This window comes from Bacillus cereus group sp. TH152-1LC, from assembly GCF_027710505.1.
GTDB classification, from domain to species: Bacteria; Bacillota; Bacilli; order Bacillales; family Bacillaceae_G; genus Bacillus_A; species Bacillus_A mobilis.
On the sequence record NZ_JAQFNK010000005.1, the window covers coordinates 45095 to 57837 of the forward strand.

Genomic DNA, 12743 nt, shown 5'->3' on the forward strand with positions numbered 1-12743 from the left:
ATGTGATTTTATGACAAAAATCACAGTAGTAGGAGCAGGTAGCTGGGGAACAGCGTTAGCGATGGTATTGGCTGACAATGGACATGATGTACGAATTTGGGGAAATCGATCTGAACTTATGGATGAGATTAATACGAAACATGAGAATAGTCGATACCTTCCAGGAATTACATTGCCAAGCACAATCGTAGCCTACTCTTCTTTAGAAGAAGCATTAGTAGATGTAAATGTAGTACTTCTTGTAGTGCCAACGAAAGCGTATAGAGAAGTATTGCAAGATATGAAGAAATATGTAGCGGGTCCGATTACTTGGGTTCATGCAAGTAAAGGAATTGAACCTGGTACGTCAAAACGTATTTCGGAAGTGATTGAGGAAGAAATTCCAGAGAACTTGATTAAAGACGTTGTTGTGCTGTCTGGACCGAGTCATGCTGAAGAAGTCGGTTTACGTCAAGAGACGACGGTTACGTCTGCAGCAAAGCGTATGGAAGCGGCTGAGGAAGTACAAGACTTGTTTATGAATAGCTACTTCCGTGTATACACAAATCCAGATATCGTTGGAGTTGAGCTTGGTGGTGCGTTAAAAAATATTATCGCATTAGCTGCTGGAATAACTGATGGTCTTGGATTAGGTGATAATGCGAAAGCAGCATTAATGACACGTGGTTTAACAGAGATTGCTCGTTTAGGTAGAAAAATGGGCGGAAATCCGTTAACGTTTGCTGGTCTAACTGGAATGGGAGACTTAATCGTAACTTGTACAAGCGTTCATAGCCGAAATTGGCGCGCTGGAAATATGCTTGGAAAAGGGCACTCTTTAGAAGAAGTGTTAGAAAGTATGGGTATGGTTGTAGAAGGTGTGAGAACAACGAAAGCTGCTCACGAATTAGCTGAGAAAATGGAAGTTGAAATGCCGATTACAGCTGCTTTATATGATGTGCTATTCAATGGGAATAATGTGAAAGATGCAGTAGGCTCATTGATGGGGCGTGTTCGAAAACATGAAGTGGAAGCTATACCAGACTTACTTTAAAGAAAAGCGACAGAAGTACATTTGTACTTCTGTCGCTTTTTATTTTTTTGGGTATTTTCACCATTTTTTTATTTTTGCATAGGATGAAGAGTAACTTGAGGAGAGGGTGAAAAGAATGGATAATAATATTTTTAATAACATTGAAAAAGAAGCGAAAGTGAATAAAGAAGATATTTTTAAATTAGCATCATCTGTGCAAAACGCGAATTTACGTGATGAGACTGTGCTTCGTCAATTGATTCATCAAGTGGCTCTTATGGCAGGACGTGAAGTGCCGAAAGAACAAGAGGATCAAATTGTAAAAGCGATCATTAACAATAATATGCCCGCTGATTTTGGCTCGTTAAGCAAAATGTTTAAAAAATAAAATATATGAGAAACAAAGAGTTTGTAGATTGCATATGATAGCCATGAAAGTATGGGAATAGAGCTGTTTTGGGCATATTTGGTCAACCGAAGCGAGAGATACACTCGCTTCGGTTTTATTTTTATCTAGATTAGTGAAAGTTGTGAAAAAACCAGTTGATTAAAGTTACATATTTGCAATTTGTAGTGAAATGTTCTTTTTTGTATTTGTTTAAAGATTTTAATTTGTTAAAATAGTATAAAAATAGATTAATAAAATGGGGTGTGTATATGTCAGAAGGGCTTTTAAAAATGTGGTTTGCTTTAGGGGCAATTGGATTTATGTTTTTTGCAGTAAGTTTTATTTTATTAAGTAGATACAAAATAAAGAATAAATTTTTGAAAGGGATTACAGCATTAGTAGCGTACACCCTTATGATTGTGTCAGGAATTGTTATTTTTCTTGTTGTATTTAGTGGACCTGTACAGCAGTAAAGGGGATGGTCTCGAAAATGCTACATACGGAGCAAGTTATATTAGTATGAAAAGGTGATTGCTAGTGAAAAAAGTCCATATTATTTTAATATTTTGTTGTATGAGCCTTTTAACAGGGTGTCTGTATCCGAAAGAAAATATGAGACAAAATGCTGTTCCTTATGAAGATCAACTACAGGTTGTTCAAAAAGCGGTAGCGACATTTAAGGAGCAAAATGATGGGATATTGCCAATTAAGACGCGGGATATGAGTACGCCTATTTATCAAAAGTATCCAATCGATTTTCAAAAGATTGCGCCGCGTTACATACAAGAAGCGCCGGGAAATGCGTATGAAAGCGGAGGAGTGTACCAATACGTATTAATAGACGTTGAAACAAACCCGACAGTAAAGTTAATTGATGTTAGGATGGCTGAACAAATCCAGGAATTAGCATTAAAGCTTAGGATGTATCGGGATGAACATCAATATCCACCTTTTAAAAAGGTAATTTCAGATGGTGTGTATGAATTAGATTTCAAAAAACTAGGATATAAAGATGTGCCACAAGTGACAAGTCCATATTCTGGTAAGGGGCTTCCTTTTGTAATCAATGAAAAGGGAGAAATTTATGTTGATTATCGAATCGACTTATATGAAGCGTTGAAAAAAAATGAAGGTCAATTTAAGGAGGGGGAAGATATTCGGAATATACTTTCGAACGATTCTCCATTTGTACCTGCGTATTCTTTACCGTATACGGTAAAGAATGGAGAACCAATTTTTTTAAAATCATAAGTCATGAACCTTTCTTTTAGTGAATAAGTTCTAGAAGAAAGGTTTTTTATGTTACACAACTTGCGATGCAAACAAAAGGTATTTTTTAATAGTCATATGAAATTGGACAAAATTATATGATATATTGTCCGAACTTCTAGAATACCATTATATTATATCAGATATTATAGGCAACGTTAGAGAAGGTATTAGTTGACTATAAACGTGGAATTATTCCCAAAAATATTGAGGGAGGGAATCACTTGGAAAAGGTAGATATTTTTAAAGATATTGCGGAACGCACAGGCGGTGATATTTATTTTGGAGTTGTAGGAGCTGTTCGAACAGGGAAATCAACATTCATTAAAAAATTTATGGAACTTGTAGTTATTCCTAATATTGAGAATGAGTCTGACCGTCAAAGGGCGCAGGATGAACTGCCTCAAAGTGCTGCTGGTCGTACAATCATGACGACGGAACCGAAGTTTGTTCCAAACCAAGCGGTTTCTATCGAAGTAGATGAAGGTCTTGAAGTGAATATTCGATTAGTAGATTGCGTCGGATATACGGTTCCAGGAGCAAAAGGCTATGAAGATGAGAATGGCCCGCGCATGATTAATACTCCTTGGTATGAAGAGCCTATTCCATTCCATGAAGCTGCAGAAATCGGCACACGTAAAGTAATTCAAGAGCATTCAACGATTGGTGTTGTCATTACAACAGATGGAACGATTGGTGAAATTCCAAGAAGAGATTATATAGAGGCAGAAGAACGCGTAGTAAATGAGTTAAAAGAAGTCGGAAAACCTTTCATTATGATCATCAACACTGTACAGCCGTATCATCCAGATACAGAGCAATTGCGCCAAAGTTTATCTGAAGAATATGATATCCCAGTCATTGCGATGAGTGTAGAGAGTTTAAGGGAAACAGATGTGTATAATGTGCTTCGAGAAGCGTTATTTGAGTTCCCGGTTTTAGAAGTGAATGTTAACCTTCCGAGCTGGGTGATGGTGCTAAATGAAGGGCATTGGTTACGCCAAAGCTATCAAGAAGCTGTTCAAGAGACTGTAAAGGATATAAAACGTCTTCGTGATGTGGACCGCGTCGTTTGGCAGTTTAGTCAGTATGAATTTATTGATCGAGCAAGCCTAGCTGGCATTGATATGGGGCAAGGCGTAGCAGAGATTGATTTATATGCACCAGATGAATTATATGATCAAATTTTAAAAGAAGTAGTAGGAGTAGAAATTAGAGGGAAAGATCATTTGTTGAAGCTTATGCTCGATTTATCTCATGCAAAAATAGAATACGATCAAGTGGCGGATGCCCTGCGTATGGTAAAGCAAACAGGATATGGTGTAGCAGCGCCTGCGCTAGCTGACATGAGCTTAGATGAGCCAGAAATTATTCGTCACGGTTCAAGGTTTGGTGTGAAATTAAAAGCTGTAGCGCCATCTATTCATATGATTAAAGTAGATGTGGAGTCAACGTTTGAGCCAATCATTGGTACTGAAAAGCAAAGTGAAGAATTAGTTCGTTATTTAATGCAGGATTTTGAAGATGACCCATTATCAATTTGGAATTCTGATATATTCGGACGTTCGCTTAGCTCTATTGTTCGAGAAGGCATACAAGCAAAACTATCTTTAATGCCAGAAAATGCGAGATATAAATTAAAAGAAACGCTAGAAAGAATTATTAACGAAGGATCTGGCGGATTAATTGCGATTATATTATAAGAAAAAAATCCCTCTCATCGCAGAGGGATTTTTTTGATTTTCGCGTATAGAATAGAAAAATAAACAGTCATTATCTAATATATTGTTGTAAATTGTCAAGTTTCATCAGATTTTCACATTTTAAGAGTAACAATTTCCTTAAAAATATTGAATTATAAAGGAGAATCGTATAATATAGGCGTTGATAATGATTTATCTACATCTTTGTAGTATAGAATTTGCAAAAATTGCCTACAAATGAAAGTAAGACTCATTTTATGATCATTATACAGTCTTATCTTTGGGAGGAGGTGAATGGCATGAACAAGACAGATTTAATCAATGCTGTTGCAGAAGCAAGTTCCCTTTCTAAAAAGGACGCAACAAAAGCAGTAGACGCTGTTTTTGATTCTATCTTAGAAGCTTTAAAACAAGGTGATAAAGTACAACTGATCGGATTCGGTAACTTCGAAGTTCGTGAGCGTGCGGCTCGTAAAGGTCGTAACCCACAAACAGGTGAGGAGATTGAAATCGCTGCAAGTAAAGTACCTGCATTCAAACCTGGTAAAGCGTTAAAAGATGCGGTTAAATAATCCTTACATATTAACAGGGAAGAAGAGTTTCCTTTTTGGGAACTCTTCTTTTTGCTTTTAAAAACATAAATATGCTAGAATGTGTTCGTATCACTTTTAGGTTTTCGGGAGGGCTAGCGGATGGCAAAAGTTAATTTAGAACAAATTGAACATGCAGTACGCCTTATTTTAGAGGCAATCGGAGATGACCCAAATCGTGAGGGAGTGCTTGATACACCAAAGCGTGTTGCAAAAATGTACGCAGAAGTGTTCGCAGGAATGCATGAAGATCCGAAAGAACATTTGCATAAAGTGTTCGGAGAAGATCACGAGGAGCTTGTACTAGTAAAAGATATACCGTTTTATTCGATGTGTGAGCATCATTTAGTTCCATTCTATGGAGTTGCTCACGTTGCATATATTCCGCAAGGCGGAAAAGTGACAGGGTTAAGTAAATTAGCTCGTACTGTAGATACAATTGCACGTCGTCCACAACTGCAAGAACGTATTACATCAACAGTAGCGAACTCTATTATGGAAGTACTAGAGCCGCATGGTGTAATGGTAGTAGTAGAAGCGGAACATATGTGCATGACGATGCGCGGTGTGAAAAAGCCAGGCGCGAAAACAGTAACAACAGCAGTACGTGGTGTGCTAGAAAATGATGCTGCAGCACGCAGTGAAATTTTATCTTTTATTAAATCGAAGTAAAGAAAAGTAGGAAACTGCTTTTCTTTTTTTTTTTATGTAAATAAATGATATAGTTTTAGTAAGGCAGAGTGAGAATAGAAAGACTACTAAAAAGAGTGGAAGATGTTATTTCGTTCGGTGGAAGTTTGGAAAGAGTAGCCAAGTTTTGGTTATAGAAAATAGTATGTATGTGTTATAATAAGTTTTATGAATTAGAAAACAAGGGTGATTTTTGTGTGTGACATCTACGGAGGGTATGCGGGTATAAGAGAGAAATTGATGGAGAAATTACGCCATCCTTATTTTATAAACTATATTGAAGAACCATTTATTGATGAAGAAAAAATAGCATTGTTATATGGTGCTTTAAAAAGTGCAAATTTACATATAGAACAAATTGAGCATTATGTAGTAACCATTATGCTTGTGCAAATTGCGCTTGATACACATGAAAGAGTATCAAATAAAGCAGGGGAAGAAGCAAATGAATCGCATAAACGTCGTCAGCTAACAGTACTTGCTGGTGATTACTATAGCGGGTTATATTATTATTTATTGTCTATGAATCGTGATATTGTTTTAATTCGTGCGCTTGCTGAAGGAATTAAAGAAATTAATGAACACAAAATAATGTTATATCAAAAAGCGCATGAAACGATGGATGACATAATGGAAAGTGTAGTTACGATTGAGTCTGCACTCTTGCAAAAAACATGTGATCATTTTCAGTTATCGCATTGGAAGCCGTTTATAACGTATGTACTAGGAAAGAACCGTCTTCAAAAAGAATGTGAACTGCATGCTGATAAAAGACATTCACCTGTTTTCCAAGCAGTTCAAGGAATTGTGAAGGATCAAGCAGAGGTAGAAACAGTAATACATGGATGGATGATGGAACTCAGAAAGAAAGAAAATCAATTTTTAGAAAACCACACAGATATAAGTGAAATAAACTCTGTGTTAAGAGATAAATCGAAGACATAAGCTATTTTACATTGGAAGAAGGTACGAGCATGCAACAATCAAAAGAAGAAAGAGTACATGATGTATTTGAGAAAATCTCTGATAAATACGATGTGATGAATTCTGTAATTAGTTTTCAAAGACATAAAGCGTGGCGTAAAGAGACGATGCGCATTATGGATGTAAAACCAGGTAACAAGGCTCTTGATGTATGCTGCGGGACAGCGGACTGGACAATTGCGCTAGCTGGAGCGGTAGGTGAACAGGGTAAGGTTGTTGGTTTAGACTTCAGTGAAAATATGTTATCTGTTGGTAAGCAAAAGGTAGAGGCGTTACAATTAAAACAAGTAGAACTTCTACACGGGAATGCAATGGAGCTTCCATTTGAAGATAACACATTTGATTATGTAACGATTGGATTTGGTTTACGTAACGTACCGGATTATATGCACGTATTAAAAGAAATGACGCGTGTAGTCAAACCAGGTGGAAAAGTAATTTGTTTAGAAACATCTCAACCAACAATGATTGGTTTTCGACAAGGGTATATTTTATACTTTAAATATATCATGCCGTTATTTGGAAAGTTATTTGCGAAAAGCTATAAAGAATATTCATGGCTGCAAGAATCTGCTAGTTCATTCCCAGGTATGAAAGAATTGGCTAGTATGTTTGAAGAAGCTGGACTTGAACGTGTACAAGTGAAGCCGTTTACTTTTGGGGTAGCTGCGATGCATTTAGGTATAAAACCAGAATCAAAATAGAAAAAAGAAGTTTTAGGTTAAGGTGAACAATATGAAGTTACAACTTATGTACTCTTTTTTACGATCGGATATTAATGTGATAGAAAAAGAATTAAAAAAGACAGTTGCTTCTGAACAGCCATTAGTAGAAGAGGCGGCATTACAACTTATTGAAGCTGGTGGGAAGCGAATTCGTCCTGTATTTGTATTGCTTGCGGGAAAGTTTGGAGATTATAAGTTAGATGCAATTAAGCATGTAGCTGTTGCGTTAGAACTTATTCATATGGCTTCTCTTGTTCACGATGATGTTATTGATGCTGCATTTTTACGACGTGGTAGTGCAACTGTGAATGCGAAATGGGGAGATCGTATTGCAATGTATACAGGGGACTATCTATTTGCTAAGTCTCTTGAATGTATAACAAATATCGAAATTCCAGAGGCGCATCAGGCGCTATCGCATACCATTTTAGAAGTTTGTAAAGGTGAAATTGAACAAATTAAAGATAAATACAATTATGACCAAAATTTACGAACGTATTTAAGAAGAATAAAGCGAAAAACAGCATTATTAATTGCGGCGAGTTGTCAACTAGGAGCAATTGCTGCTGGCGCTAATCGTGATACGGTAAATCGACTATTTTGGTATGGGTATTTTGTAGGCATGTCGTATCAAATTATTGATGATATTTTAGATTTCGTGTCCACAGAAGAGAAGCTTGGAAAACCTGCTGGCGGAGATTTACTACAAGGAAATATTACGCTTCCTGCTCTATACGCTATGGAAGATCCAGTACTTCGTAAGAAAATCACATCTGTACATGAAAATACAACAGCGGATGAAATGAAAGAAATTATTGAGGCTGTAAAGAATAGTGCCGCTATTGATAAAGCATTTGCATTTAGTGAACGTTATTTACATAAAGCATTAGAAATTATAAAACCGCTCCCACGTGGACAAGCGAAGTATGCATTACAAAATGTAGCAAAGTATATTGGAAAACGAAAATTTTAGTGTTTTTTCTAAAAAATAAAATAATCTCTCTATTTCAAAACTATTGCACAATTGTGATAAGGGTGTTAATATGTGTGTGGGGATATACAATTACATACATAATTCAGAAGTGGAGAGATTTTTTATGGAAAAAACATTTCTAATGGTAAAACCAGACGGTGTACAACGTGCCTTCATTGGGGAAATCGTAGCTCGTTTTGAGAAAAAAGGCTTTCAATTAGTTGGTGCAAAATTAATGCAAGTCACTCCGGAAATTGCTGGACAACACTATGCTGAGCACACAGAGAAACCTTTCTTTGGTGAATTAGTAGATTTTATTACATCTGGCCCTGTATTCGCAATGGTATGGCAAGGTGAAGGTGTAGTAGATACAGCTCGTAACATGATGGGTAAAACAAGACCACATGAAGCAGCTCCTGGAACAATTCGTGGAGATTTCGGTGTAACTGTTGCGAAAAACATTATCCATGGTTCTGATTCGTTAGAAAGTGCAGAGCGTGAGATTGCTATTTTCTTTAAGGAAGAAGAATTAGTTGACTACTCAAAATTAATGAATGAATGGATTTACTAATTATTTTGAAATAATTTGTAAACGCTTTAATCACTGTGATAATAGTAGAAAGTGTAAGGAGAATAGGGGTATTCTTCTTGCACTTTTTTTATTTCATTTAGTTACGAAGTTAGGGCGGTTATGATATATTGATATGTAAAGTAAAAGGCCTATCGGATAATAAACGAATGGCTGATGTATTATATAATTTCTTTCATATTTTTAGAGTAAGGAAAGATAATATCATTGCTTAATATAGCGAGATAAATACATATACGAAAAGAGGAATAACGTATGCGATATATTACAGCTGGTGAGTCTCATGGTCCACAACTTACAACGATTATAGAAGGTGTTCCGGCAGGACTGCCTTTAGTAGCGGATGATATAAATGAAGAGTTAGCTAGAAGGCAAAAGGGTTATGGGCGTGGTAGACGCATGCAAATTGAAACAGATCAAGTGCAAATTGTAAGTGGTGTTAGACACGGAGAGACATTAGGTTCTCCAATTGCACTTGTTGTTGAAAATCGTGATTTTGCGCATTGGACAAAAATTATGGGCGCAGAGCCTTTAACAGAACAAGAAGAAAAAGAAATGAAAAGAAAAGTAACAAAGCCAAGACCTGGACATGCTGATTTAAATGGTGCGATTAAATATGGACATAGAGATATGAGAAATGTACTAGAACGTTCTTCAGCACGCGAAACGACAGTGCGTGTTGCTGCTGGTGCGGTTGCTAAAAAAGTGTTAGCAGAACTTGGTATTAAAGTGGCGGGCCATGTAATTGAAATTGGCGGTGTTGAGGCTAAGGAAGTTACGTATCGTTCAATTGAAGAATTAAAAAGTATTACAGAAGCATCACCTGTACGTTGCTTAGATGAAGATGCAGGTAACAAAATGATGAAAGCAATTGATGATGCGAAAGCAAATGGTGATTCAATCGGTGGGATTGTTGAAGTGATTGTGGAAGGAATGCCAATTGGGGTTGGTAGCTATGTGCATTATGACCGAAAACTGGATGCAAAATTAGCAGCCGCAATTATGAGCATTAATGCCTTCAAAGGTGTCGAGATCGGAATTGGTTTTGAAGCAGCGCATAGACCAGGAAGTGAAGTTCATGATGAAATTCTTTGGAATGAAGAGCATGGATATACACGAAGAACAAATAACGCAGGTGGTTTAGAAGGCGGAATGACGACTGGAATGCCAATTGTTGTGCGCGGTGTGATGAAACCGATACCTACACTATATAAACCTCTTCAAAGTGTAGATATTGATACGAAAGAGCCTTTTACAGCGAGCATTGAACGCTCAGACAGTTGCGCCGTTCCAGCAGCTAGTGTCGTTGCAGAAGCGGTTGTGGCTTGGGAATTAGCGACAGCTTTAATAGAACAATACGGATTAGATCGTATGGACCTTATTCGTGAAAATATTGAGAAACATAATGAATATGCGAGGGGATTTTAATGGGAAACATACATATTCAAACGAAATCAAAAGAATATGATGTACACGTAGGACAAGAATCGTTGTCACATTTGAAAACAATCGTTCAAAATATGCAACCATCTGTATCAAACGTTATGATCATTTCAGATGAAGCTGTTGCATCTTTCCATTTACAGACAGTTGTAGATGCATTGCAAATAGAGCAAAAAGTATTTTCATTCGTTGTACCGAGTGGTGAAAAAGAGAAGTCTTTTGAAAACTTCTATGCGGCTCATACGTCAGCTCTTGAAAATAAATTAGATAGAAATTCTTTAATTATTGCACTTGGAGGCGGAATGATTGGGGATTTAGCTGGTTTTGTTGCTGCGTCGTTTATGCGTGGAATTCGCTTTATTCAAGTTCCAACGACTTTATTAGCTCACGATAGTGCAGTAGGTGGGAAAGTAGCGATCAATCATCCGTTAGGTAAAAATATGATCGGTGCATTCCATCAACCGGAAGCAGTTGTATATCATACGCCGTTTTTACAGTCTCTTCCTGAAAAAGAATGGCGTTCAGGTTATGCAGAAGTGATAAAACATGCTCTTATTGGTGATGTAGAGCTGTATCATTGGCTAAGAGAAGAAGTGCAAACATTAGCAGACCTTCGTGATGAAAAGTTAATTCATATATTAACGAAGGCGATTCCTGTAAAGGCAAATATTGTAGCGCAAGATGAAACAGAACAAGGCGTACGTGCTCATTTGAACTTTGGACATACGTTAGGCCATGCTCTTGAAAAAGAGCTAGGATATGGAAATATTACTCACGGTGACGGAGTAGCGGTTGGAATGTTATTTGCCTTGTTTTTAAGTGAACAGGTGTACAAGGTTGATCTTTCCTATGAAGAGATGAAGCAGTGGTTCTTAAAGTACGGTTATCCAAAAATGCCAAGTGATTTGAATGTAGAGCGCCTCGTCCAGTTGATGAAACAAGATAAGAAAGCGAATGCTGGAGCAATTCATATGGTGTTAATGCAGGAATATGGGGTAGTGAATGTCGTATCTATTCCAGATGAGACTGTTCATATTGCGTTAGAGGCATTTCAAAAGGATATGGCTTAAGAAGTGTGAAGTGCTTGTTTTGAGGTATTCTCGTAATAGTGGCGGTTAAGATAAACGATTACAGTGCGGGATTACAACCGTAGTGTAATCGAATTGAATAAAATGACTGGGGGAAGAAAAATGAGAGTGAAAGAGCAATTGTTAACTTTGAGAGCATATGTACCTGGGAAAAACATTGAAGAAGTAAAAAGGGAATATGGATTATCAAAAATTGTGAAATTAGCATCGAACGAAAATCCATTCGGTTGCTCAGCACGCGTAACAGAAGCATTAACTTCTTTAGCGAGTCAATATGCTCTTTATCCAGATGGATATGCATTTGAACTTCGGACAAAAGTAGCAGAGCAGTTAGGTGTTAAAGCGGAACAACTGTTATTTGGTAGTGGATTAGATGAAGTCATTCAAATGATTAGCCGTGCATTACTACACGAAGGAACAAATGTTGTAATGGCGAATCCAACATTCTCTCAATACCATCACCATGCTGTTATTGAAGGAGCAGAAGTTCGTGAAGTACCACTTAAAGATGGCATTCATGATTTAGATGCGATGTTACAGCAAGTAGATGATAAAACGAAGATTGTATGGATTTGTAACCCGAATAATCCAACAGGTACATATGTAGAGAAGCAAAAGTTACTTTCATTTTTAGAATCAGTTCCTAAGTCAACGCTCGTTATTATGGACGAAGCATATTATGAATATGCGGGAGCAGAAGACTATCCACAAACATTATCACTTCTTGAAAAATATGAAAATCTTATGGTTTTACGTACGTTTTCAAAAGCATATGGTTTAGCTGCTTTCCGTATCGGGTATGCGGTTGGTAATGCGAAGTTAATCGGACAGCTAGAAGTAGCAAGGTTACCATTTAATACATCGACTGTAGCCCAATCGGTAGCACTTGCTGCATTAGAAGATCAAGCATTTTTACAAGAATGTGTGAAAAAGAACGAAGAAGGATTAAATCAATATTACGCATTTTGTAAGGAATATAACGTATTCTATTATCCATCTCAAACAAATTTCATTTTCTTAAAACTCGGTATTCCTGGTAATGAGGCTTTCGAACGATTAATGAAGAAAGGCTACATTGTTCGTTCTGGTGCTGCATTTGGTATACATGATGGTATTCGTATTACTGTCGGTTTGAAAGAAGAAAATGATGAAATTATAGAATTATTGAAAGAGCTTGTAAAAGAGCAAGTAAAGAAAGAAGAAACATACTCTTAAGAGTGTGTGAAGGCTCCTATTATAGGAGTCTTTTTTATTTAAATGACTCGATCCGTGCGTGTTAATAATTAATA

The 12743-nt window shown here is 36.9% G+C and carries 14 protein-coding genes; all 14 read left to right on the top strand.

Annotated elements, in window-relative coordinates; translation table 11 throughout:
- Positions 1-10: 10 nt before the first annotated feature.
- Positions 11-1033 (top strand): NAD(P)H-dependent glycerol-3-phosphate dehydrogenase, encoded by a 1023-nt coding sequence (locus PDL00_RS14545; RefSeq protein WP_000161774.1) that lies wholly within the window; start codon positions 11-13, stop codon positions 1031-1033.
- 115 nt (positions 1034-1148) lie between these two features.
- Entirely contained in the window at positions 1149-1400 is a 252-nt protein-coding gene (locus PDL00_RS14550) for a stage VI sporulation protein F (protein WP_000369753.1), read from the top strand.
- Between the two features lie 269 nt (positions 1401-1669).
- A complete protein-coding gene (locus PDL00_RS14555) occupies positions 1670-1873 on the top strand; it encodes a DUF2768 domain-containing protein (protein WP_001289002.1) in 204 nt (67 codons plus the stop codon).
- Between the two features lie 64 nt (positions 1874-1937).
- The gene (locus PDL00_RS14560) at positions 1938-2651 is read left to right on the top strand and encodes a hypothetical protein (protein WP_262740717.1); all 714 of its coding nucleotides are present in this window, start codon (positions 1938-1940) and stop codon (positions 2649-2651) included.
- Positions 2652-2893: 242 nt separating this feature from the next.
- Entirely contained in the window at positions 2894-4372 is a 1479-nt protein-coding gene (gene spoIVA / locus PDL00_RS14565; RefSeq protein WP_000416519.1) for a stage IV sporulation protein A, read from the top strand.
- 299 nt (positions 4373-4671) lie between these two features.
- The gene (locus PDL00_RS14570) at positions 4672-4944 is read left to right on the top strand and encodes an HU family DNA-binding protein (RefSeq protein ID WP_001043860.1); all 273 of its coding nucleotides are present in this window, start codon (positions 4672-4674) and stop codon (positions 4942-4944) included.
- 120 nt (positions 4945-5064) lie between these two features.
- A complete protein-coding gene (gene folE, locus PDL00_RS14575) occupies positions 5065-5634 on the top strand; it encodes a GTP cyclohydrolase I FolE (protein ID WP_001151477.1) in 570 nt (189 codons plus the stop codon).
- 213 nt (positions 5635-5847) lie between these two features.
- Positions 5848-6597: a heptaprenyl diphosphate synthase component 1 gene (locus PDL00_RS14580; RefSeq protein WP_242251100.1), complete on the top strand. Its 750-nt coding sequence runs from the start codon at positions 5848-5850 to the stop codon at positions 6595-6597.
- Between the two features lie 29 nt (positions 6598-6626).
- A complete protein-coding gene (gene menG / locus PDL00_RS14585; RefSeq protein WP_242251102.1) occupies positions 6627-7340 on the top strand; it encodes a 2-heptaprenyl-1,4-naphthoquinone methyltransferase in 714 nt (237 codons plus the stop codon).
- A gap of 31 nt (positions 7341-7371) precedes the next feature.
- Entirely contained in the window at positions 7372-8334 is a 963-nt protein-coding gene (gene hepT, locus PDL00_RS14590; protein ID WP_016088641.1) for a heptaprenyl diphosphate synthase component II, read from the top strand.
- A 124-nt stretch (positions 8335-8458) separates the two neighbouring features.
- Positions 8459-8905 (top strand): nucleoside-diphosphate kinase, encoded by a 447-nt coding sequence (gene ndk / locus PDL00_RS14595; RefSeq protein WP_000415885.1) that lies wholly within the window; start codon positions 8459-8461, stop codon positions 8903-8905.
- 273 nt (positions 8906-9178) lie between these two features.
- Positions 9179-10351 (top strand): chorismate synthase, encoded by a 1173-nt coding sequence (aroC, locus tag PDL00_RS14600; RefSeq protein ID WP_270729745.1) that lies wholly within the window; start codon positions 9179-9181, stop codon positions 10349-10351.
- Entirely contained in the window at positions 10351-11436 is a 1086-nt protein-coding gene (aroB, locus tag PDL00_RS14605) for a 3-dehydroquinate synthase (protein ID WP_242251106.1), read from the top strand. The genes aroC and aroB overlap by 1 nt, the downstream gene beginning before the upstream one ends.
- Before the next feature lie 120 nt (positions 11437-11556).
- The gene (gene hisC / locus PDL00_RS14610) at positions 11557-12669 is read left to right on the top strand and encodes a histidinol-phosphate transaminase (protein WP_242251117.1); all 1113 of its coding nucleotides are present in this window, start codon (positions 11557-11559) and stop codon (positions 12667-12669) included.
- Positions 12670-12743: the final 74 nt, after the last annotated feature.